This window comes from Pseudoxanthomonas sp. YR558 (assembly GCF_900116385.1).
In the GTDB taxonomy this organism is placed as follows: domain Bacteria; phylum Pseudomonadota; class Gammaproteobacteria; order Xanthomonadales; family Xanthomonadaceae; genus Pseudoxanthomonas_A.
Genome location: NZ_FPCI01000001.1, coordinates 1,217,385 through 1,239,191, shown reverse-complemented (window position 1 = coordinate 1,239,191; position 21,807 = coordinate 1,217,385). Strand labels below are relative to the sequence as shown.

The following is a 21,807-nucleotide window of genomic DNA, read 5'->3' as shown; positions in this document are numbered from 1 at the left end:
GCGCTACGGCCATGCCGGCACGCGGGCGCGCCACGGCGCGCGACATCTTCCAGTGGTTGAGCTACCTGCAGTACCCCGCGTTGCTGGTGGCGCTGGGGTACGGAGCCAGATCCGGCTGGACGCTCGCGACCGCGGGCGACGGCGGCTGGGCGACGGTCTACGACGACTGGAACTACGTGCTGCTCTACGCCGGCATCGGCATCGGCCTGTCGTCGCTGCAGGACCCCACCAAGACGCAGAACGAAGTGTCCAGGCGCGTCTGGCAGGACCCGCGCAAGGGCCGCTGGCTGCTGCTGCTGATCTCCTTCTATACCTTGGGCGCGATGGTGGCCGGGCTGGTCGGCGCCTATCTCGCCGACACCACGGTGGTGAACCAGTTGTCGCTCGGTCTGGTGGCCTTCGGCCTGGGCATGGTCGGCCTGCTCAAGACCGCCATCGAAATGCGTGAACACCATCGGTTGGACAAGCAACCCGCGTCGTCGTCTGAAGGGAGCCGTGCATGAGTGCGTTGACGCTGGTGAAGCTGAGTTACTTCGTGGCCGCCACCCTGTTCCTGCTGGGCCTGCAGCGCATGGCCAGTCCCAAGACGGCGCGCAGCGGCATCCAGTGGGCCGGCGTGGGCATGCTGATCGCCACGATCGCTACGTTCTTCCTGCCGGGGCTGCACAACATCGGCCTGATGATCGCGGCCATCGTGATCGGCGTCGGCCTTAACTGGATCTGGGGCAAGAAGGTCGCCATCACCGACATGCCGCAGATGGTCGCGCTGTTCAACGGCATGGGCGGCGGTTCGGCCGCGGCGATCGGTGCGGTGGAACTGGTGCGCTATTCCGCCGGTGAACCGGCGCCGTCGACGTTCACGCTGTCGCTGGCCGTCATCGGCGCGCTGATCGGTGCGGTCTCGCTGACCGGCTCGGTGATCGCCTGGGCCAAGCTCGACGGGCGCATGGACAAGCGCTACACCTTCCCGGGCCAGCAGTGGTTCAACGCATTGGTAGCGCTGGCCGCCATCGCCAGCGGCGTGATGGCGCTGACCACCCTGGCGATGCCGTGGATCATCGCGTTCTTCGTGCTGTCGCTGGCGCTCGGCGTGCTGATGACACTGCCCATCGGCGGCGCCGACATGCCGGTGGTGATCTCGCTCTACAACGCCTTCACCGGCCTGGCGGTCGCCTTCGAAGGCTACGTGCTCGGCAACGAAGCGCTCATCATCGCCGGCACCATGGTCGGCGCGGCCGGCATGCTGCTGACGCGGCTGATGGCCAAGGCGATGAACCGCAAGATCACCAGCGTGCTGTTCTCCAACTTCGGTGGCGGCAGCGCGGCGATGCAGGAAATCGGTGGGTCGATGAAGCCGATCGAGGCCGCCGACGTCGCCGCGATGATGGCCTACGCCGAACGCGTGGTGATCGTGCCCGGTTACGGCCTGGCGGTGGCGCAGGCGCAACACAAGATCTGGGAACTCAGCCAGAAGCTGATCGATCGGGGGGTGAAGGTGAAGTTCGCCATCCACCCGGTCGCCGGCCGCATGCCCGGCCACATGAACGTACTGCTCGCCGAAGCCGGCGTGCCCTACGACCTGATCGCCGACATGGACGACATCAACCCCGAGTTCGCCAACACCGATGTCTCGCTGGTGATCGGCGCGAACGACGTGGTGAACCCGGTGGCGAAGACCGACCCGGCCAGCCCGATCTACGGCATGCCCATCCTCGACGTGGTGAACTCGAAGAACACCATCGTCATCAAGCGCGGCAAGGGCACCGGTTTCGCCGGCATCGAGAACGCGCTGTTCTACGCCGACAACACCCGCATGCTGTACGGCGACGGTAGCGAAATGGCCAACGCGCTGGTCAGCGAACTGAAGGCGCTCGACGGCGGGCACTGAGCCCGCCGCTCACCTCGTCAGCGCGACCACCAGGCCGCCAGCACCGGCGCGGCGGCCACCGCGATCCAGTCCAGCGGCGTCATCGCCAGGGTCAGCAGCGTCCACCCGTGGTGCAGGCCCAGCTTCAGCGCCGAATCCCACGGCGTAAGCCCCATCGCGAAGCCCAGCTGCGTCGCCACGATGCCCCAGAGGGACACCCCGCAGATCACCGCCGTCGCCACCAGCGCCAGCACGGCGCGCGGCATGCCCGCGGGCATGCCGGCCAGGCGCAGCACCACGATCACGTCCAGCGCCGCCACCAGCGCCATCCAGCCCGCCTGTCGTTGCAGGTAGAGGGCGGCCGTCACCCAGATCAGGACCAGGCAGGCGCCGCCGAGCAGCAACATCACGGGGACCAGCCAATGGAAGGGGCGACGTGCAGCGAGGGACATGGGGACTCCGGCAGGGGCCGCCAAGGATAAGGCCTCGGCCCTGTCCCGGGGGGTGGGGCTACAATAGGTCGCCTTGCAGCGCCCCACGCGCGCCCCCATCTGATCCGGCATGTATTCCCGCAGCAGCGAACCCGTCCAATTCTCCCGCGACTGTGCGGCCGTCCTCGTCCCCCAGGGTGAGCTCGTGACCTTGCCGGCCGGCAGTTACGGCTACATCACCCAGGCGCTGGGTGGCAGCTACACCGTGTTCGTGGAAGGCAATCTCTTCCGCATCGCCGGCAAGGATGGCGACGCCATCGGCAAGGAGCCGACCGAACCGCTGTCGCTGCCCGACAACGCCAGCGACGAAGAAGTCGAAGCCCTGGTGTGGAACCAGCTGCGCACCTGCTTCGATCCGGAAATCCCCTTCAACATCGTCGACCTCGGCCTGGTCTACGAAGCCAACCTCAGCACCCGCGACGACGGCCAGCGCGGCGTCGAAGTGAAGATGACGCTGACCGCGCCCGGCTGCGGCATGGGCGAGATCCTGGTCGACGACGTGCGCAGCAAGCTGGAGATGATCCCCACCGTCGCCGAAGCCGATGTCGAGCTGGTGTTCGATCCGCCGTGGGGCCGCCACATGATGTCCGAAGCCGCCAAGCTGGAAACCGGCATGCTCTGAGCCGCCGGCTCACCCGATGCAGAACCCGTCAGGAAGGAAGAGATGAACGTGATGAACGCCGCCCCGTTGACCTACCGCGTGAACCGCTCCGACAAGGCCCGCACCCCGGCCGAGCGCGACGCCATCCTCGCCAGCCCCGGATTCGGCCTTCACTTCACCGACCACATGGTCGCCATCACCTGGGACAAGGCGCAGGGCTGGCACAGCGCCGAAGTGCGCGCCTACGGTCCGCTGTCGCTCGACCCGGCCGCCTCGGTGCTGCATTACGGCCAGGAGATCTTCGAAGGCATCAAGGCTTACCGCCATGCCGACGGCTCCATCTGGACCTTCCGTCCCGACGCCAATGGCGCGCGCCTGCAGCGCTCGGCCGCACGCCTCGCATTGCCGCAGCTGCCGGTGAACGAGTTCGTCGAATCGCTGCGCCAGCTGGTCGCCATCGATGGCGACTGGGTGCCGTCGGCGCCGGAAACCAGCCTGTACTTCCGTCCCTTCATGATCGCCACCGAAGCCTTCCTCGGCGTGCGCGCCGCGCACCAGGCCGGCTACTACGTCATCGCCAGCCCCGCCGGCGCGTACTTCGCCAAGGGCGTGGCGCCGGTGTCGATCTGGCTCTCGGAAGACTATGCCCGCGCCGCCAAGGGCGGCACCGGTGCCGCCAAGTGCGGCGGCAACTACGCCGCCTCGCTGCTGCCGCAGCAGGAAGCGCAGGCGCAGGGCTGCTCGCAGGTGCTGTTCCTCGATCCGGTGGAAGGCAAGTACCTGGAAGAGCTGGGCGGCATGAACGTGTTCCTCGTCTACAAGGACGGCCACATCGTCACCCCGGAACTCTCCGGCAGCATCCTGGAAGGCATCACCCGCGACAGCATCATCCAGATCGCTCGCGATCGCGGCCATGCGGTCGAAGAGCGCAAGGTGTCGATCGACGAGTGGAAGCAGGGCGTCACCTCGGGCGACATCGTCGAAGTCTTCGCCTGCGGCACCGCCGCGGTGATCACGCCGATCGGCCAGCTCAAGGGCAAGGACTTCGCCGTCGGCGACCTCAACGCACCGGCCGGCGATGTCACGATGGGCATCCGCAAGGAACTCACCGACATCCAGTACGGCCGACTGCCGGATCGCCACGGTTGGCTGGTGAAGCTGCGCGACTGACCGTCGCCGCATCGCCGCGCAACGGGAGCCCGCCGCATGGCGGGCTTTCTTTTTTTCTTCGCGCGGCGTGCGTTGCGCGAATAAAAAATTCGCACTCATCACACGCAGCGCACGTAAATGAATCTACGCGACGATGTCCACCGGTGACTTCGACTTCATGCATGTATTCCGATGATTACGTTTGTAACGTGATGGCATGAAGTGTGTCTTTCATCGCTGATTCACGTTGTCGCTAACCGCTAGCGTCGACATGCGCCGTGCATTGCATGGTGCGCACCCGGTCGAACGCAACAGCCCGTCCACCCCCTCCCGTGCCAGCCCCTGCGCCCTCGACCGGGCTCTTGCCGTTATTCGGCTTTCGACAACTTTGAGGGAGAGTCTGATGTCTGGATTTGCAAAGCGTGGTTCGCGTGTCCGCCTGCTGTGCCTGTCTTCGGCCGTGCTGGCGTCGTTGTACGCATTGCCCGCCATGGCCGGGCGCGTCGACATGAGTGGCCTGCAGGTGGAAGAACCGGGTGGCTACGACCGCTTCATCGTCAAGTACCGCGACGGCAGTACCGAAAGCACCAACGCAACGCAGCTGCAGCGCTCGCTGACCACCGCGGCCAGCACGGGTGTCGCCAAGCGCGGCGGCCGCGCGCTGGGCCTGCAGAAGCTGCGTCGGCTCGCCGCCGGCGGCGCCGAGGTCGTGCGCGCCGACCGCAAGCTGGACCGCATCGAAGCCGAATCGCTGATGCGCCAGCTGGCCGCCGATCCGAACGTGGAATACGTGGAAGTCGATCAGCGCATGTACGCCGTGCTGACGCCGAACGACACCCGCTTCTCCGAGCAATGGGGCTTCGGCACCACCGCGTCGGGCATCAACGTGCAGCCGGCGTGGGACAAGTCCACCGGCGCGGGCGTGGTGGTCGCGGTCATCGACACCGGCATCACCAACCATGCCGACCTCAACGCGAACATCCTGCCGGGCTACGACTTCATCAGCGACACCTTCGTCTCGCGCGACGGCAACGGCCGCGACTCGAACCCGAACGACGAAGGCGACTGGAACCCGGTCGCGGGCGAGTGCTACAGCGGTTCGCCGGTCACCAACTCCAGCTGGCATGGCACCCACGTGGCCGGTACGGTCGCCGCGGTGACCAACAACGCCACCGGCGTGGCCGGTACCGCGTTCGGCGCCAAGGTAGTGCCGGTGCGCGTGCTGGGCCGTTGCGGTGGCCTGACCTCGGACATCGCCGACGCGATCACCTGGGCGTCCGGCGGCACCGTCAGCGGCGTGCCCGCCAATGCGAACCCGGCCGAAGTGATCAACATGTCGCTCGGCGGCGGCGGCACCTGCTCGGCCACCTACCAGAACGCGATCAACGGTGCGGTCGGTCGCGGCACCACGGTCGTGGTCGCGGCGGGCAACAGCAACACCAACGTGTCCAGCGCCGTGCCGGCGAACTGCCCGAACGTCGTGGCCGTCGCCGCCACCACCTCGGCGGGTTCGCGTGCCAGCTTCTCCAACTACGGCACGGGCATCGACATCTCCGCGCCGGGCCAGAGCATCCTGTCCACGCTGAACTCCGGTACCACCACGGCGGGCAGCGCCAGCTACGCGTCGTACAACGGCACGTCGATGGCGGCGCCGCACGTGGCCGGCGTGGTCGCGCTGATGCAGGCGGCCGCACCGTCGCCGCTGACCCCGGCCCAGGTGGAAAGCCTCCTGAAGAGCACCGCACGCCCGTTGCCGGGCACGTGCTCCGGCGGCTGCGGCGCGGGCATCGCCAATGCGGACGGCGCGGTCGTGGCCGCGCAGGGCGGCACGCCGCCGGGCGGCGGCACGACGACCTACAGCAACGCGACGGACTACTCGATCCCGGACAACAACACCACGGGTATCAGCAGCACCATCGCCGTGTCCGGCCGCACCGGCAACGCGCCCAGCAATGCGCAGGTGGCGGTCAACATCGTGCACACCTACATCGGCGACCTGATCGTGGACCTGATCGCGCCCGATGGTTCGGTGTACGTGCTGCACAACCGCACCGGCGGCAGCGCCGACAACATCAACCAGACCTACACGGTCAACCTGTCGAGTGAAGCGCTCAACGGCAGCTGGCGCCTGCGCGCCCGCGACCGCGCCAGCGTGGACACCGGCTACATCAACAGCTGGAGCATCACCTTCTGAGGATTCCCCTCGAGGGGAGCATAGGGAGGTGCAGGAAGAACCCCGGCCAAGGCCGGGGTTCTTTTTTGCCTTGAAGGCGAGGGTGCCTAAGCCATCGTCATCCTGTGACGGCCTCTTCTCTCACTAAGGTCCAACGCTGGGTGCTCAGAGGTGTCGCACGATGCGTTCGGTGTGATGGAGACACGATGGCATCCATCGCGACGTGTGAGGTCGACGGTGTGCTGAAGGTGGCGGCCAAGGGCAAAGGTGTGGCCAAGGTCCACCCCCGCAACGGGGCTGCCCTAGCGGCGGTTTACAGGTGCTCGGTAGGAAACAAACGGCCCCCCGATGCGAGGCCGTTTCTTTCGCTGAGACGGATAGCGGAGCCAGGTTTTCGGTCCAGCACCGATCACCTTCGATCGATCTGCGCAGTACGCCATGACATGTACATGCGTTTACCTTGGGTAAGCGCTTGCGGGTCCTCAAGTGCGCTGTGGATACTGGTAGTCGCCTGGCACGGGGGTGATCAGGTCGGCACCGACGCATCGGCGCGCTACACGACAGGGGAAGTATGAAAAGGATCTTTGCCGGCCTGTGCTTGCTGATGGCCGTATCACTGGCGAATGCCCAAAGCGCCTCGCCGGGCAAATACACATGGGAAGAGTTCTCGGCGCGTATCAAGGTAAGTCAGGCCATATCGCCGCTGGGCCCCAACGTGGCCGGCGAGCAAGTGAGCCTGTCCAATGGCGCGCTCTCGTTCTCAGCGACAGATGTCAGCCTGCCGGGCAACAGCGGTTTGCCGGTTGCCTTTTCCCGAAGCTATTCGGCGGTCAATCGCAAGGATTTCGGCAATCTCGGAATGCTCGCGGATTGGACGGTGGATGTTCCCAGCATCAATGCCGCCGCTGCCCCGAACTGGGTACTGGGCCCAACAGAGGCGACCAATCGCTGCTCTAGTTCGGATTTCCCCGCGTTGCCCGCCGGCAGCAGGTTCAGGCTCGCCGATTTCTGGCAAGGCGTACAGATCAGCATCCCCGGTATTGAGAGCGACGAGCTGATCCGCACCGCGGCCTCCTCGTCAAGGCCGGCCAATGGATTGACGTATCACTGGATGACGAATAGCCAGGTGCATGTGTCCTGTCTCTCGTCGATCAAGAATGGGGCGGGTGAAGGGTTCTTGGCGGTCGACTCCGCCGGTACGAAGTACTGGTTCGACTGGATGGGGCAGACGCCAGAGCCGCCAAGCCGTTCCGCGTACCTGCGTGTCATCAACGTCGATGGCACGGTCAGCATTCTCCAGCAGACGTTGAACAGAAAGAAGAACTTCCTGTACGCCACACGCGTGGAAGACAAGCTGGGCAACTACGTAACTTACACATACACCAACGCGTGGGATGCCCCTGGAAAGCTGACGCAGATCCAGGCGAGCGATGGTCGGACGATCACGTTGAACTACAACGGCGACACGGTCTCGTCCGTCAGCGATGGGTCGCGGACGTGGACGTACTCGTATGCGACCGGCGCGTCGGGGCGAAAGACACTCACCGGCGTGGCCTTGCCGGACGGTAGCGCCTGGACGCTGTCGCTGTCGGCCCTGACGGATGCGGAGATCAAGTACAACGAGTATCCACCCACGGGCGAGATCCTGCGCACCTGCCTCGTGAACGAGCAGCCGATCAACTACGACGCGACGTTCGTCGGTTCGATACGTCATCCTGCGGGCGCGCTGGCGACCTTCACCCTCGATATCCGGGAGCATGGCAGGAGCTATGTGCCCGTTGCCTGTCGCAATGTCGTCGTACAGAACCCGAATCTAGGGGGGTTGGACAACGACCCCAATGACGACGTCAATCTCTATGCGACGTCTGCCTACAGCCTGACCCTGAAACAGAAGAGCATCTCAGGGACCGGTATTGCGACCGATGTGTGGAACTACGCCTACATTCCCAATACCAGCGTCTATTTCTATCCGGGGACGACCCGGAACTATCCCGTCTGCGATCAGGCCAACTACGACTGTTCCCAACCGCCTTGTACATCGGAAGCCTGTGCACGATCGAGCGTCACCGAGGTGTCGGGTCCGAACGGCGAATGGTCGCGCTACTTCCATGGCAATACGTATCTGTACAACGAAGGCAAACTGCTGAAAGTGGAGTCCGGCACCTCGGCGAGCAACATCCTCGAGCGGGTGACCCATACGTATGACCTGGGCAGGACGAGCCCTCCCGCGTCCTTTGGCGTGAGCCATCGCATGGACGGCGACGGTTTCAGCGCAACGTTCCCACGACCGCTGACGAAGACGACGCGGGACAGGCAAGGCGTCCGTTTCGCTTACCAGGTCGATGCGTTGGATGCGCTCCATCGCCCCACCCGGGTGACCCGTGCCAGCAGCGTCGCGCCTGCCGACCCACCGCCGGACCCTTCAGCCGTGCCCCCGGTGGTGCCCGCCGTACCCGTTCTGTCCGGGCCCTCGAGTGCGGCAAGCGGTGCGATCTTCACGTTGACCTGGACGTCGGTCGCCAATGCCACGCACTACGTGCTTGAGCGAAGTGCGGGAGGCACGCCCTGGGTGGTCTATACCGGGGCAGGAAACAGCTATTCCACCCAGGGACGCGGCACGCCGAGTTTCCGGATCAAGGCCTGCAACAACACGGTCTGCAGCGCGAGTTCCGCCTACAAAACCGTGACCATCACCGGCGGTGGTGGTCCCGGCGGCGGGGGGGCGCAGCCATGAGCCGCGTATTGATGTCCAACACGGATCGTTCGGGGACACTCAAGATGATTGAACTGCAGCGACCTGTGTCTGCACGCCGCGCTGTATTCGGGGTCTGTCTCTTGCTGCTGGTAGCGGCGCCGGCCTGGGCGCAGGTCAGTTACTCGCGCACGGAGGTCATCGCTTACCAGGACAACCCGAGCAAATGGGTGATGGGGCAGACGGCAAGCCTCACCTGTGCCGCGTCAGTGCCTGCCAGCACGGTGTGCGATGGCAACGACGTGGTGTCCTCCGTGACGTTCGATCCCACCTGGAGTCTGCCACTCACGTACTCCAGCTTTGGCAAGTTGGTCCAGACGCTGACGTATCACGCCGACGGCACGGTCGCCACGGTGAAGGACGGCAACAACAACGTCACCACGCTGACGGACTGGTACCGCGGCATTCCCCGTAATATCCAGTATGCCGACGGCGCGGTGGAGACTGCTGGCGCCAATCCCCAGGGGTGGATCACCTCGGTGACGAATGCGGTCGGCAGCAAGACGTGCTACGGCTATGACGCCATGGGGCGGGTGAATCTGGTGACGCAGTCGTCTGAGACGACGGCCGGCGTCTGCGATACCTCCGCGTGGAACGCGACCGTATTGAGTTTCGTCAAGGTCGGGGTGGCCGAATACGGGATTCCCGCAGGACATTGGCGACAGACCGTCACCACCGGTAATGCGCAGAAGATCAGCTACTTCGACGCGCAGTGGCGTCCGCTGGTGACCAAGGAGCTGGATGCGACCGACGCAACCTCCGAAACCCTCACCAAGCGCTTCCAGCGGTTCACGTACGACCATGATGGGCGGGTGACGTTCGCTTCGTATCCCGGCACGACCGATGCGCTGACCACGGGAACCTGGACGACCTACGACGCGCTGGGCCGAGTGACGGCATCGAGCCAGGACAGCGAGCTCTCTCCGACCTTCCTGACCACGACCACGGAGTACTTGGCGGGCTTCAAAACGCGGGTCACCAATCCGCGCGGCCATCAGTCGCTCACGATCTACCAGGTGTTCGACGAGCCGAGCTTTGATGCGCCTGCTGGAATCGATCACCCGGAAGGCGCGTCGACCGAGATTTATCGCGACGTGTTCGGCAAGGTAACGGCGCTGCGTCGCAGGAATGCCGACGCCAGCCTTCAGGTCTGGCGTTACTACGGCTACAACGACTACCAGGAGCTGTGTCGTTCCGAGGAGCCCGAGACCGGCACCACGCTGATGGGGTACGACACAGCGGGCAACCTGAAGTGGTCTTCCTCCGGTCTCCCCGCGGGTCAAGCCTGTGAGCCAAACGGAACGACGCCAGCGGTGGCGGCCAGGCGGAGCGATCGCGTCTACAACAACCGGAATCGCCTGCAGACGCTTAGCTTCCCGGATGGGAAGGGTAGCCAGACGTGGGCCTACCACACCGACGGCCTTCCGCAGTCCATTACGACGAACAACGTCAGTGGTGGCGATCAGGTCATCAATCGCTATTACTACAACCAGCGACGCCTGCTGACGACCGAGCACAGCGAACAGCCGGGCTGGTACACCTGGCCTATCGTCTACACGTATGACCGCAACGCCAGCCTAGCCACCCAAACGTACCCTACGAACCTCGCCATCAGTTATGCGCCGAATGCGTTGGGTCAGGCGACAGAGGCCCGCGACCAATCGGGCTATGCCTACGCGTCCGCCGCTACCTACTATCCAAATGGCGCATTGAAGCAGTTCACCTACGGCAATGGCATCGTGCATTCGATGTCGCAGAACGCGCGCCAACTGCCTCAACGGGTGCTTAGCCCTGGTGTCGCAGATCTGCGATACGACTACGATCAGAACGGTAACGTCACGGTGATCGGCGATGAAACGCCGGGCAGGAATACGGGCGTCTATAGCCGTTGGCTGCATTACGACGGCTTGGATCGCCTCACCGATGCGGGCTCATGCATGTTCGGCGGCGACTGCTGGCATCGCTTCACCTACGATGCGCTGGACAACTTGAAGTCCTGGAAGTTGGCCGGCGTGAAGGACTACGCAGAGTATGTGTATAGCGCGCAGAACCGGCTGAGCAATATCAAGAATGGCTCAGGGGCGAGCATTGTGGGTCTGGATTATGACGCGCAGGGGAATCTGGCCAACAAGAATAACCTCACTCATCTATTCGACTACGGCAACCGTCTAAGATCGGTCAGTAGCGGCGTCACCACGAAAGAGGGCTATCGGTACGATGGTCAGGGTCGCCGCGTGCTGGCCTGGAGTCCCACGTTGGGTGGGATTCTTTCTCAGTACAGCCTGGCGGGTCAGATTCTGTATGAGCAGGATGATCGTAAGGCGATCGCGAGCGAGAACATTTACTTCGCCGGCAGCGTCATCGCACTGCGGGAGCGGGCGTACTCGGGTTCGACCTACGATCTAAAATTCCAGCACACCGATGCACTGGGCAGCCCGGTCGCGGTGACGAACCTGGCTGGCGCCGTCACCGAGCGGCACGACTACGAGCCCTACGGCACCATGATCGGCAAGCCGACCTATCAGGGCATCGGCTACACGGGGCATGTGCAGGACGGGGTTACCGGGCTGACGTATATGCAGCAGCGGTATTACGATCCGGGGATTGGGACGTTCCTGTCCGTTGATCCGGTGACGGCGCTTGGCGCTCCAATTGGGCAATTCCATCGCTACCGCTACGCAAACGGCAATCCCTACAAGTTCACGGATCCGGATGGACGGCAAGTCTATAGCATGACGCCGCCGAAGCTGGAGCGCGAGGGAGGAATATTGCTCCTGGAGACTACTGCGGATTTGACGCCAGTGGTTTCGGACATCAAGGCTATTGGTGAGGCGGTGCGGGATCCGACTGTTCCAAATATTGCTTCTGCTGGCGTGGGGCTGGTGCCCGTGGTCGGCGACGTAGTCGCAAAAGGGATAAAGACTGGGGACAAGCTCTTAGATGCTGGCAGAGCGGTAGATGGCACTCGTGGCACAATCTTTGTGGATTCGAAGGGAAACGCGATAGTTACACCGCCTGGGGGTAAGATTGAGGGATCGCCTGACGGTCGCTTTATTCAGGCAAGGGATGCGAACGGCCAACCTACAGGGGTACGAATTGATGGCGGACATAGGCCCTCTACGCATCCCGATCCAAGGGCGCAGCAGCCCCATGGCCATGTCCCAGGTGTCAAGAATGAGGATGGAACGCCGTGGCTCCCACTAAAATAGAACAAGTGAGGCCCACTTCATGTCGTCTGGCGAATTAGCTACTGCCCTTGCCCGGTCCACTCAGGTGGTGCGGAGATTTATTAGTGGTGAGCTATCGGCTCAAGAATTCATTTCTGAGTATGACAATTTTTTTTACTTCGAAGCATTCGATGGTCATGAAGCCTCAAGTGCGCGAGAGTATGAAGATCGAGCTCGTCGATGGATCGCAATAGAACTGCATCGTCGGATTCAAGAAGAAGTAGTGAATAGCATTGTATTGTCAGGATACTCGCAGGAAGTGATGCGAGAGTCCGGGCGAATTGGCGAGCTGGAAGCAAGAGAAAGGGCTAGGGCTATCTGCGCTGAGAAAGGGTTGGATGCGATTCTTGAGGATCTCGGGCGTGATTGACGAGGCTGGACCATAGGTTGGGGTGAGCTTGCAAACGCCAGCAGGCCGAGACGAGGATGGGCCCGACTCCGATGACACGTCCGCCAGGCCAAACCATCGGAAAATAGGGGTCAGAGTGCATTTTCCGACAGGACGTGGTGGGTGCTTCTGACCGTGAATCACGCCTCGTGCGGCTTTATGTGTCCCGCGCTATCTCGCACAGTGCCCTCCAGGACATGGAGGGTGGGGCTATGCCGAGAGCGAAACGTCTGGATCTGCCCGGAGTGGCGCAGCACCTGGTGCAACGAGGGAATGACAGGCAGGCTTATGTCTTCCAGCTTCAGGATTGCGAGTGCTATTCCCAGGATGTTCCGCCAACGAAAGGAATAGGGGTCAGAGTACGTTTTTCGACAGGACATGGTGGGTGCCTCTGACGGTGAATCACGCCTCGTGCGGTTTTCCATGTCCTGCGCTATCTCGCACAGTGCCCTCCAGGACATGGAGGGTGGGCTATGCGGAGAGCGAAACGTCTGGATCTGCCGGGAGTGGCGCAGCACCTGGTACAGGGCCATAGGTTGGGGTGAGCTTGCGAACCCCAACATGCGGGAGATGACGGGGCATGGACTATCGGCGTACCCGTTGAGATGGCGGCACCTACTTCTTCACGGTGAGATTTGCTGAACGTTCCGGCAGCCTAGTTGCCGAGCGCGTCGACGATCAGGGTCGAGGCTGTTGGGGGCCGCTGCGCTCACCCCGCCCTATGTGGTGCCTGACGCCGCCGGCATGTCGATCCGCCACCTGCTGCTTCGTCGAATGGGCAAGGGCCGGGCAGTCCATCCAGTTCTGCGGCCGCCGCCACACCACCCCAAGGAGCGATGCATGACGACGAACGAGAAGGTGAAAGGCCCGGCTTCCTACTTTCCCTCGATAGAGAAGCAGTACGGCAAGCCGGTGGAGCACTGGTTCAAGGTCCTGGACGCCGTCCGCGACCGGAAGCACATGGAGCAGGTGGCCCTGCTGAAGAGCGAGCACAAGATGGGCCATGGTCATGCCAATGCCCTGGTGGCGTATCACAAGGCCAAGCGAGGGGGCTAGGAAGCGGGTGAGGGGACTTACCCCCCAGTTCCCGTCTTGTGAGCTGAATCGGGCCGCCCTAAGATCGGGTCGTATCAATGAAGGGGCGCTCACGGTCGTGGGCGAGGGAAGTCGCGGACGGCTCAGGGGGTTCGCACATCGGCTGTTTTGCAGAAGCTCGGTGGAACGCCGTTAGAGGCGAAATTCAGGTCAGGCGCAAGGGATTGCAGTGAAGATATTCAGTAGCCCCATCCTCCATATCCAGATCTCTCCCGACCACGTCGTGGGTCGCGTCGTGGGTCAGTCCGGCTCGATCAGACGCGAGTGCGCGGCTCTGGGGCGCGATTTGAATGCCGCCGACATTCGCGAAGTCAAGCAGTGCTTGCGGAGTCTCAAGAAGGCGCTAGTCCCGGGATTTTCCCTACGCAAGCCGCGAGCCTTCCTGCATTTCCTGCCTGCACAGTTTCCAGCGACTCCTGGGGTGCAGAAGAAGTTTGCGGATGTGGTCTACGCAGCCGGCTTCGATGAGCACCTTCAATCGGTCCATGACTCCCTCCACAGTGACGATCAGATCCGTCATTACTTCAGCTCTGGGCATTGGGTTTAGGTTGACCAGCGGACAGTGCCCAAGCTGGGACGATCGCTGCACGCTTAATGCATCGCATCACCGTCGAAGCAACTGGCTGCACGCGGGACGCCGCCATTTTCATCCTGACCCGTTCACAAGGCACTCAATGCGAAACCGAATTGCCCACCTGGGCTGCATCGTCCTGCTGGCCACTGCTTTCACCGGTTGCACGCGGGAAGACCCCGACTGCGTGGCCGCTGGCAAGGCGCTCTCCGATGCGGCGTATCGCACCCAATTGAAAGACGCCGTGCAGCGGCAGTTCGATGCGGGTGAACTCGGCGAGGTCAACACGCTGGTGAGGCCGGACACGCCGCCTGATCTGCCTGGCCGGTACGGTGTCGCCGTCGCTCCCGAGTTCGATGCCGTGGCATCCAAGTCTCTGTACCAGCGCACCCTCTTCGACGCGCGCGGCCACCTGGTCGCAGTGTTCGTGGGCTGGGCCGCAGGCAAGGGCGCCGTCGTGGACGTGCAGGACTCTGATGGTGCCGTGCCGCCGGAGACCCTCACCCCGACCACCGATTACGGTGATGGCGTGTGGCTGGTGTGTGCGGCCGGGGAGGGGTAAGGCAGCGTCATGGACAGGATCTTTGCAAACCTTGAGGCGAATCTCCGTCGGGCGGCCTGCGTCCTGCTGCTGGAGATCGTCGGCGGTCTGCTGCTTTTTTTCTTGTTGCCGCTGTTCGGTGTCGAGCGGGACTGGATTGTTCTCTTGCCATGACACGACTGCATCGGCTATGCATCTTCGCGCTCATGACGGTCATGGTTGGCTGCGCCCCTTCCGTCTCGCGCGACCACGCCAAGGGGCTGGTCTCGTCAAGCGCCGCTCTCCTTGCCTATCCGGAGGGCGACATTCCCGAATCCCGCTGGCCAGCGTCCGTCGTCGAGCTCGAGCCGAAGCGGGTCTACCGGAACGATCAAGGTGTCTACATCTGCACCTACGCGTTCTTCGTGGAAGAGTACGGCGTCTTCATCCTTGATCCGGCGTCGTCGTTCGTGCCAAGCCTCGCCGGGGATCCCAGCTATGATGTCATCGCTCCGGGTGTCTATATCTACCGCAGTTTGGGGTAAGGGCGCCTCCGCGCCGACACTGCGTCGCGGCCTGGCTCGAATCAGGCGTTAGTTCTCAGGGGATGCGTACGTGCAAACGAAGCAGAAGATTCTTGTCGCGATCGCGGCTGTGTCTTTCCTGGTGGGTGCCGCGGGCCAGTATTTCTATCCCGGTCATGAGGTCTCGCCGGTGGATATCTGGGTCATTCCCGTCTTTGCGTTGCTGATCTTCTGGTGGTATCGCCTGGACACGGCCCAGCAAGGCTACAAGCGGACGCCTTGGTTGAATGTGGCCGTGATCGCCATCGCGGCGCTGGCGCTCCCTTACTACTTCTTCCGCTCCCGGGGCTTCAAGCGTGGCGCGCTCGCGACGCTCGCATTGTTCGGCGCGCTGATAACCTCGGGGTTGCTTACCTTCGGCGGTCAGTGCGCGACGTACTTCGGGCTGCAGAGCTGACGGTTCATTCAAGACGAACCCGCTTCGCGGGTCGGCCTAGCTGAGGGGCAAGAAACCATGGAAGAATCCAAGCGTCGCGCAGCACTCCTCCGCGAGATCTTCGCGCAGGGCTTTCGTACACCGGATTGGCGGCACAAAGAGCCACCTCCTGTGGTGCCGGCCGAGATGTTCTTCGCCGACAACGATGACAACGAATGCATCGCCGCCAATCTCGACAATCACCCCGGCGTCGGCTTCTTCCGTACCAGGCTGGCGGACATTGCAGCCAAGCCTGACGTAGCGGCGGTGCTGGTGAACATCTACGACATGGACCCCGTCGTCTATGGCGGCTGGCCGTACGTGGAGAACGTCCACATCCTTACCTCGGCAGCGGAGGACGTGGTCCAGAACTGGGCTGTAGAACTGCGTTCCGATGGTGCAGGAGAGGGATGGCCCTATGGAGCGCCTCGCGTGTACCCACAAGCGGCAGAGGGCCAGCGTTGGTGGTGGCTGTCGTGGGACTAGCCCGTCAGCAACGCGTTGGATCCGATCCCGCTTTGTGGCGCGCCTGAATCCGCTCGTCAGGAGGCAGGGTGGACAACTACATCACGGTGAGTGAACTGATCGGGCTGCTTACCGTCCTGTGGCTGCCCATCTTCGGCGTCGCCGCCCTGCTGCACTGGCAGCTGCTCCGCGGCCGGCGTTGGCGCGTGGCTTGGGTGAGCGGGTCCCTTGTTCTTGGGGTCGTGCTCGCATGGGCCTTCTGGCTTTCCCCTGTCCACCTCCTGTTCCCGTACTTGGGCGACCTCGGGAGCGTGTTTGCTATCGGGGGAATCCCGATACAGGCGGCGCTGCTGTCTGTGCTGATCACCACGCTGCTCTTGCTGGCGCTTCGCGGTGGGGGGCGTCTTCCCTGACTTACGCTGCTGCCTGACGCAGCATAAGAAAGGCCCGCATCAGCGGGCCTTTTCGTTGCCGAACGGAAGCAGGTCGGGTCAAACCGCCTCGAAGCGATTCGCTTCCACGTTCTTCCTGCCCTGCGCGGGCCCCGGATGCGGAGATTCATGGTGATGTAGACGCCGGACGGCAGCGACTGTCCTGCGCCGAGCGGAGATTCAGCTCGGAGAAGGTATCCTGCCTCCCGCTTCCGGCCTGTCTTCCTTCGCCCAGGCCGCGACATGGCCTGGCTTGACTCGGGTGTGCGGCCATCGCACCCACGTGGACCCTCATTGAAAGCAACCCCCCTCCAATGGAAAACAGACTGGCGCTTCGAGGAGAGCCAGCAGCGGCGGCACTATGTCATTGAGCCCTGGCTCGATGGCCGCCGGGTAGGTCGTGCCCATGGCTGGTTCGAGTCCGGCGAGCGTTTTGTGCTGGAGAAGATCGAGATCGATTCGAGACAGCGCTCTCGCGGCTACGGAAGTACGGTGATCGAGCGGCTGCGCCAGAAGGCGCGTGACGAGGGGTGCCGCGAGCTTGTGATCAACAATGTGCGTTCCAGCAACCACAGGGCCATCTCGCTCTATGAGGCCCTGGGTGCAAAGGCCATCCCGCTGTCGGCAAGCCTCTGCGCGTTCGCCATTTCACCGCCGTAGGTCATGGGGGTGGGAGAACATGCCTTCTTCCGCAGAGCAAAAGGCCCGCATCCGCGGGCCTTTTCGTTGCCGGGCCGAAGCAGCTCGCCTCAAACCGCCTCGAAGCGATTCGCTGCCACGTTCTTCCTGACCTTCGCCGGGTCCCAGATGCGGCCGTTCATGGCGATATAGACGCCGGACGGCAGCGACTGCACGGCGCCGATGGCGCAGCCGATGTTGAACTCCGCATCCGAGCCGCGGAAGCGGGCAGGGCTGAGCGCGCCGGTCATCACGATGGTCTTGTCCGGGATGGAGGCGAGCACGTGGCCGGTCTGCACCATGCTGTCGGTGCCGTGGGTGACCAGCACGTGCCTGGTCGGCTGCGCGGCGATGGTCGCGCGGATCAGCTCGCGGTCCTCATCGCTGATGTGCAGCGAATCCTTGCGCAGGATCGGGATGACCGTGAAACGGAACGTCACCCCCAGCTCGCGCAGGATCATGCCGATCTGCGGGTCGCCGATCTGGTAATCCGACTTGTCGTCGAAGTAGATCTTGTCGATCGTGCCACCGGTGGTGACGATCAGCAGTTCTTCCATCTCAGTGCTCCTGCCGGCGCTCACGGCGCGCCTGGCGTTGTGTCCGGGGGTGTCAGGTCGTAGGGCTCGCCGTAGTGCTCGCAGATCTTTTCCAGCGCGCGCGAGGGCGGGGCCACCACATGGGAATTATCGCCGCTTTGCCGGGTGAACGTGCATTCCACCCCGGTGACGTTGCCGTCGTCGTCGCCGCTGGCGCCCACCTGCACCATCAGGTCCATGTTGTCGTACTCGAGGGGCAGCGGACGGGGCAGGTCGAGCTTCCATAGGTGGAACTCCCAGCTGCAGCAACTGCTGCGGCCGGCTTCCACCAGCCAGCCATCGATGACCTGCAGCTCGTAGTAGCCGCCGCTGAAGAACGGCTGCAGCGTGCGCGTGGCGGGATCGATCCGGTAGACGTTGCCTTCGCAGTTCGGCCCCGCACCGCACATGCCGCGGACTTCGACCTCGTGCATGCCGTCCTGGTCCAGGTCGATCAGATCGGCGTGGCCCATGCTGTTGTAGACGACCTCCTGCGTATACGCCTGCCGGTCGCAGGTCCGTCCGTCGTCGCAGGTGAGCGTGGCGACGTAACGGCGCAGTTCCGGTGACGCGCATTCGGTCTGCACCGTCAGCACGCTGCCGTCGCGATTCTCGGCGCGGACGGGATCGGCCGGCTCGCACACCGCGTCCTGTGCCCAGGCGACCGGCGCCCACAGGCAGAACAGCAGCGCAGCGGCGAGGCGCATCACGCCTTCTTGCCGAACCGCTTGGCGAAGGCCGGCCAGCTGGTGGCGATCACGATCGCGATCGACAGCACGATGCCGCCCCAGGCGAAGGGTGCCTTCACCTGATCGGCCCACGCGACCATCACCGCGTGCGAGAACCAGAACAGCGCGGCGACGCCCGCCCAGAACGCGGCCGTGCGCCGGCGCGTCATCACGCCGATCATCAGCAACAGCGGCGGCAGCGAGAACACCAGCAGCGCCAGCGTGTACTGGCGATCGCCGAAGAACCACGCGGCGTAGAGGATGGCCAGCAACTGCAGCAGGCCGGCCAGGACCAGGCGCGAACGCTCCATCAGCGCACCTCCAGCCGACGGGCGATATCGGCGACGCGGCGGCCGAGCGCGCGCGCGAGCGCGGCTTCCTCTTCGCTGGGATGCGGATCGTCTTCGCCGCCGGCCACATGGCTGGCGCCGTAGGGCGTGCCGCCCGTGCGGGTGGTGCTGAGCTGCGGTTCGGTGAAGGGAATGCCGACGATCACGCAGCCGTGGTGCAGCAGCGGCACCTGCATCGAGAGCAGCGTGGATTCCTGCCCGCCGTGCTGGGTGGCGGTGGAGGTGAACACCGCCGCCGGCTTGCCGACCAGCGTGCCGCTGGCCCATTCGGCGCCGAGCCCATCGATGAAATGCTTGACCGGCGCGGCCATGTTGCCGAAACGGGTGGGGCTGCCCAGCACCAGGCCCGCGCACTCGGCCAGGTCCTGGCGGTCCACGTAGGGCGCGCCGTCCTCGGGCACTGGCGGGGACGCTTGCTGCGTCACCGCAGCCACCGGCGGCACGCTGCGGAGGCGGGCCGTCATGCCGTCGACCTCGCCCACGCCACGCGCGATCTGCCGGGCCAGCTTCGCTACGGAACCGCCGCGGCTGTAGTAGAGCACCAGGATCTCGGGCATGGGCCGTCTTCGTCGTTCGGGGAGCGCCTAGTATCGGCGATGTCGTGCCCTTGGCCTATCGGTTACCCTTCCGCCCATGGAGCCACTGGACTCGTTGAACCGCTGGACCGAACGCGTGCGCGACCGCGCGCGCATGGGCACGTTCTTCCGTTTCCTGGCCAAGCGCTTCCTCGACGACCGCCTGTTCCAGGCCGCGGGTTCGCTGGCTTACACCACCCTGTTCGCATTGGTGCCGCTGGCGATGGTGGTGTTCGGCGTGTTGTCGGCGTTCCCCGTGTTCCAGGAATGGAGCGCGCAGCTGCGCGATTACATCTTCGCCAACTTCCTGCCGGGCGCAGCGGTCAGCCTGAAGGCGAAGCTTGATGGCTTCCTCGCCAACACCGGCAAGCTGACGGCCGTGGGCGTGATCGCGCTGGTGGCGTCGCTGCTGATCACGCTCAACAGCATCGAGGCCACGTTCAACCGCATCTGGCGCGTGCGCAGCGCACGGCCCAAGTTGTCGCGCTTCCTGGTCTACTGGACCGTGCTGACGCTCGGCGCGCTGATGGCGGCCGCGTCGCTCGCCCTGTCGGCGCGCTTCTACGCTCTGCCGGTATTCGCAACCAGCGGGGGCAAGTGGTTGCAGACGCTGTCGCTGAGCCTGGCGCCGGTGCTGATCGAGCTGCTGGCCATCGTGGTGATCTACCGCGTGGTGCCGCACCGGACCATCAAGTGGCGCTACGCGGTGGCGGGTGCGCTGCTGGCCACCGTGTTGCTGGAACTGGCGAAATGGGGCCTGGGCCTCTACCTGAGCAGCTTCAACGCATACGAAAAGATCTACGGCGCGGTCGCGGCGGCGCCGATCCTGCTGCTGTGGATCTTCCTGTGCTGGGTGGCCGTGCTGCTGGGCGCGTCGCTCGCCTCGGGCATGGCGGCGTTCCGCTACCAGCCGGTCGCGCTGCGCCTGCCGCTGGGCTACGAGTTGTATGGCCTGTTGCGCATGCTGGGGCGGTTCTCGCAGGCGCGCGAAAAGGGCAAGGGGCTGCACAGCGACCAGATCCTCGCGATGGAGCCGATGCTGACCGATTCGCTGATCCAGCAGATGCTCGGCCAACTGTCGGAAATCAACCTGCTGCGTCGCGACGAGGAAGGCGAATGGCTGCTGGCCCGCGACCTGGAAGACCTGACCCTGTGCGACCTTTACGAAGCCTGCCAGCTGCGCGTGCCGGTCGCCGAGGCGCACCTGCCTTTCCATGACGATGCGCTCGGCCGGGCCGCGCGCACCGCGCTGGACGATCTGCGCGTGCCGCTGCGCGAGCTGTTGAAGAAACGCGTCAGCGATCTGTACGTCGAACCCCCTCAGGAGTCTGCATGAAGTCGTTCCTTTCCCTTCCGCTGGCGATGGTGCTGTCGCTGGCGGCCTGCAATGCCGGCTCCGCGCCCACCGAAGCGGCGACGCCCGCGATCGAAGCGCATGTGCAGGCGGTCGATCCAGCCACCACCCGCGCGGCGGACCGCACGGCCGAGATGCCGACACTGCAGGTGAAGACCCTGGATGGCGCCGACTACGCGCTGGCCGCGCATCGCGGCAAGTGGGTGGTGGTGAACTTCTGGGCCACGTGGTGCGCGCCATGCCTGAAGGAAATGCCGGATCTGTCCGCGCTGGACAAGGACAACGAGCACATCGAAGTGATCGGCCTGGCCTACGAGGAAATCGAGGCGGACGAGCTGAAGGCGTTCCTGGAAGAGCGGCCCGTCGTCTATCCGATCGCGATCCTCGACGTGTACAACCCACCGGCGGATTTCGCCACGCCGCGTGGCCTGCCGCTGACCTACCTGATCGCGCCGGACGGCAAGGTGGCCAAACAGTTCCTGGGCCCGGTGACGGGCAAGGAGATCGAAGCGGCGATCACCGCGGCAGGTGGGCCGAAGGTCAAGGCGTGATGCCGGCCGCGAGCTTCCTCGTCAGTGGCAAGGTGCAGGGCGTGTTCTTCCGCGCCTCCACCCGCGAACGCGCGCTCGATCTGGGCGTGAACGGACGCGCGACCAATCTGCCCGACGGGCGCGTGGACGTCGTGGCGGAAGGATCGACCGAGGCACTCGATGCGCTCGAGGCCTGGTTGCGTGTGGGACCGCCTGCGGCACGTGTCGATGCGGTGGTGCGGACGCCCTGGCACGATGCGGTGAACGAAGGCTTCGTCACCGGCTGAG

General features: G+C 64.2%; 24 protein-coding genes. 19 read left to right on the top strand and 5 right to left on the bottom strand.

The features are described 5' to 3' along the window. Positions 1-11 precede the first annotated feature (11 nt). Together BM365_RS06000 and BM365_RS05995 are read left to right on the top strand one after the other, a co-directional pair. On the top strand, positions 12-503 hold the full coding sequence (locus tag BM365_RS06000) for a hypothetical protein (RefSeq protein ID WP_093487452.1): 492 nt from the start codon (positions 12-14) through the stop codon (positions 501-503). Next, positions 500-1,888, top strand: a complete 1,389-nt coding sequence (locus BM365_RS05995) for an NAD(P)(+) transhydrogenase (Re/Si-specific) subunit beta (protein WP_093487450.1) — start codon at positions 500-502, stop codon at positions 1,886-1,888. Before BM365_RS06000 ends, BM365_RS05995 begins: the two co-directional genes overlap by 4 nt. 17 nt (positions 1,889-1,905) lie before the next feature. Here the strand turns inward: BM365_RS05995 and BM365_RS05990 are convergent, their stop codons facing one another. After that, positions 1,906-2,319, bottom strand: a complete 414-nt coding sequence (locus tag BM365_RS05990) for a hypothetical protein (protein ID WP_139227344.1) — start codon at positions 2,317-2,319, stop codon at positions 1,906-1,908. A 109-nt stretch (positions 2,320-2,428) separates the two neighbouring features. Here BM365_RS05990 and sufT point away from each other — a divergent pair, with 109 nt between their 5' ends. From sufT to BM365_RS05920, 14 genes are all read left to right on the top strand, one after another. Next, positions 2,429-2,980 carry a putative Fe-S cluster assembly protein SufT gene (gene sufT, locus BM365_RS05985; RefSeq protein WP_093487446.1) on the top strand — a complete coding sequence of 184 codons (552 nt, stop codon included), beginning with the start codon at positions 2,429-2,431 and terminating at the stop codon, positions 2,978-2,980. Positions 2,981-3,031: 51 nt separating this feature from the next. Further along, positions 3,032-4,129 carry a branched-chain amino acid aminotransferase gene (locus BM365_RS05980; RefSeq protein ID WP_093489521.1) on the top strand — a complete coding sequence of 366 codons (1,098 nt, stop codon included), beginning with the start codon at positions 3,032-3,034 and terminating at the stop codon, positions 4,127-4,129. A 382-nt stretch (positions 4,130-4,511) separates the two neighbouring features. Beyond that, positions 4,512-6,302 (top strand): S8 family peptidase, encoded by a 1,791-nt coding sequence (locus BM365_RS05975; RefSeq protein WP_093487444.1) that lies wholly within the window; start codon positions 4,512-4,514, stop codon positions 6,300-6,302. A gap of 550 nt (positions 6,303-6,852) precedes the next feature. Beyond that, positions 6,853-9,015, top strand: coding sequence for a hypothetical protein (locus BM365_RS05970; protein ID WP_093487442.1), 2,163 nt, complete (start codon positions 6,853-6,855; stop codon positions 9,013-9,015). Beyond that, positions 9,012-12,242 (top strand): RHS repeat-associated core domain-containing protein, encoded by a 3,231-nt coding sequence (locus BM365_RS18285; RefSeq protein ID WP_093487440.1) that lies wholly within the window; start codon positions 9,012-9,014, stop codon positions 12,240-12,242. The genes BM365_RS05970 and BM365_RS18285 overlap by 4 nt, the downstream gene beginning before the upstream one ends. A 19-nt stretch (positions 12,243-12,261) precedes the next feature. Next, entirely contained in the window at positions 12,262-12,630 is a 369-nt protein-coding gene (locus BM365_RS17750; RefSeq protein ID WP_139227342.1) for a hypothetical protein, read from the top strand. An 858-nt stretch (positions 12,631-13,488) separates the two neighbouring features. Continuing rightward, complete coding sequence (locus tag BM365_RS05955) at positions 13,489-13,704, top strand: DUF4287 domain-containing protein (RefSeq protein ID WP_093487436.1); 216 nt, start codon at positions 13,489-13,491, stop codon at positions 13,702-13,704. A 713-nt stretch (positions 13,705-14,417) separates the two neighbouring features. Next, a complete protein-coding gene (locus BM365_RS05945) occupies positions 14,418-14,876 on the top strand; it encodes a hypothetical protein (protein ID WP_093487432.1) in 459 nt (152 codons plus the stop codon). Positions 14,877-14,885: 9 nt separating this feature from the next. Continuing rightward, positions 14,886-15,029: a hypothetical protein gene (locus tag BM365_RS17960; protein ID WP_158253444.1), complete on the top strand. Its 144-nt coding sequence runs from the start codon at positions 14,886-14,888 to the stop codon at positions 15,027-15,029. After that, on the top strand, positions 15,026-15,379 hold the full coding sequence (locus tag BM365_RS05940; protein ID WP_139227340.1) for a hypothetical protein: 354 nt from the start codon (positions 15,026-15,028) through the stop codon (positions 15,377-15,379). Before BM365_RS17960 ends, BM365_RS05940 begins: the two co-directional genes overlap by 4 nt. Positions 15,380-15,449: 70 nt before the next feature. Beyond that, a complete protein-coding gene (locus BM365_RS05935; RefSeq protein WP_093487428.1) occupies positions 15,450-15,815 on the top strand; it encodes a hypothetical protein in 366 nt (121 codons plus the stop codon). A gap of 57 nt (positions 15,816-15,872) precedes the next feature. Continuing rightward, positions 15,873-16,319, top strand: coding sequence for a hypothetical protein (locus BM365_RS05930; RefSeq protein ID WP_093487426.1), 447 nt, complete (start codon positions 15,873-15,875; stop codon positions 16,317-16,319). 68 nt (positions 16,320-16,387) lie between these two features. Then, positions 16,388-16,711: a hypothetical protein gene (locus tag BM365_RS05925; RefSeq protein ID WP_093487424.1), complete on the top strand. Its 324-nt coding sequence runs from the start codon at positions 16,388-16,390 to the stop codon at positions 16,709-16,711. A gap of 312 nt (positions 16,712-17,023) precedes the next feature. After that, positions 17,024-17,389: a GNAT family N-acetyltransferase gene (locus tag BM365_RS05920; protein ID WP_158253445.1), complete on the top strand. Its 366-nt coding sequence runs from the start codon at positions 17,024-17,026 to the stop codon at positions 17,387-17,389. An 89-nt stretch (positions 17,390-17,478) separates the two neighbouring features. On the opposite strand, the gene BM365_RS05915 is transcribed toward BM365_RS05920, so the two are convergent. Genes BM365_RS05915 through wrbA form a run of 4 tightly spaced genes read right to left on the bottom strand, consistent with a single transcriptional unit; the run spans position 17,479 to position 19,617 of the window. Then, positions 17,479-17,964 (bottom strand): asparaginase domain-containing protein, encoded by a 486-nt coding sequence (locus BM365_RS05915; protein ID WP_093487420.1) that lies wholly within the window; start codon positions 17,962-17,964, stop codon positions 17,479-17,481. Between the two features lie 20 nt (positions 17,965-17,984). Beyond that, positions 17,985-18,689, bottom strand: coding sequence for a hypothetical protein (locus BM365_RS05910; RefSeq protein ID WP_093487418.1), 705 nt, complete (start codon positions 18,687-18,689; stop codon positions 17,985-17,987). Next, positions 18,689-19,021 carry a DUF2069 domain-containing protein gene (locus tag BM365_RS05905; RefSeq protein ID WP_093487416.1) on the bottom strand — a complete coding sequence of 111 codons (333 nt, stop codon included), beginning with the start codon at positions 19,019-19,021 and terminating at the stop codon, positions 18,689-18,691. Before BM365_RS05905 ends, BM365_RS05910 begins: the two co-directional genes overlap by 1 nt. Then, positions 19,021-19,617 carry an NAD(P)H:quinone oxidoreductase gene (gene wrbA, locus BM365_RS05900; RefSeq protein WP_093487414.1) on the bottom strand — a complete coding sequence of 199 codons (597 nt, stop codon included), beginning with the start codon at positions 19,615-19,617 and terminating at the stop codon, positions 19,021-19,023. The genes BM365_RS05905 and wrbA overlap by 1 nt, the downstream gene beginning before the upstream one ends. 76 nt (positions 19,618-19,693) lie before the next feature. Here wrbA and BM365_RS05895 point away from each other — a divergent pair, with 76 nt between their 5' ends. The 3 genes from BM365_RS05895 to BM365_RS05885 are packed head-to-tail and all read left to right on the top strand — an operon-like array spanning position 19,694 to position 21,806. Next, positions 19,694-20,971 (top strand): YihY family inner membrane protein, encoded by a 1,278-nt coding sequence (locus BM365_RS05895; protein WP_093487412.1) that lies wholly within the window; start codon positions 19,694-19,696, stop codon positions 20,969-20,971. Next, positions 20,968-21,540 carry a TlpA family protein disulfide reductase gene (locus BM365_RS05890; RefSeq protein ID WP_093487410.1) on the top strand — a complete coding sequence of 191 codons (573 nt, stop codon included), beginning with the start codon at positions 20,968-20,970 and terminating at the stop codon, positions 21,538-21,540. Before BM365_RS05895 ends, BM365_RS05890 begins: the two co-directional genes overlap by 4 nt. Beyond that, positions 21,540-21,806, top strand: a complete 267-nt coding sequence (locus tag BM365_RS05885; protein ID WP_093487407.1) for an acylphosphatase — start codon at positions 21,540-21,542, stop codon at positions 21,804-21,806. Before BM365_RS05890 ends, BM365_RS05885 begins: the two co-directional genes overlap by 1 nt. The last annotated feature ends 1 nt before the right edge of the window (position 21,807 follow it).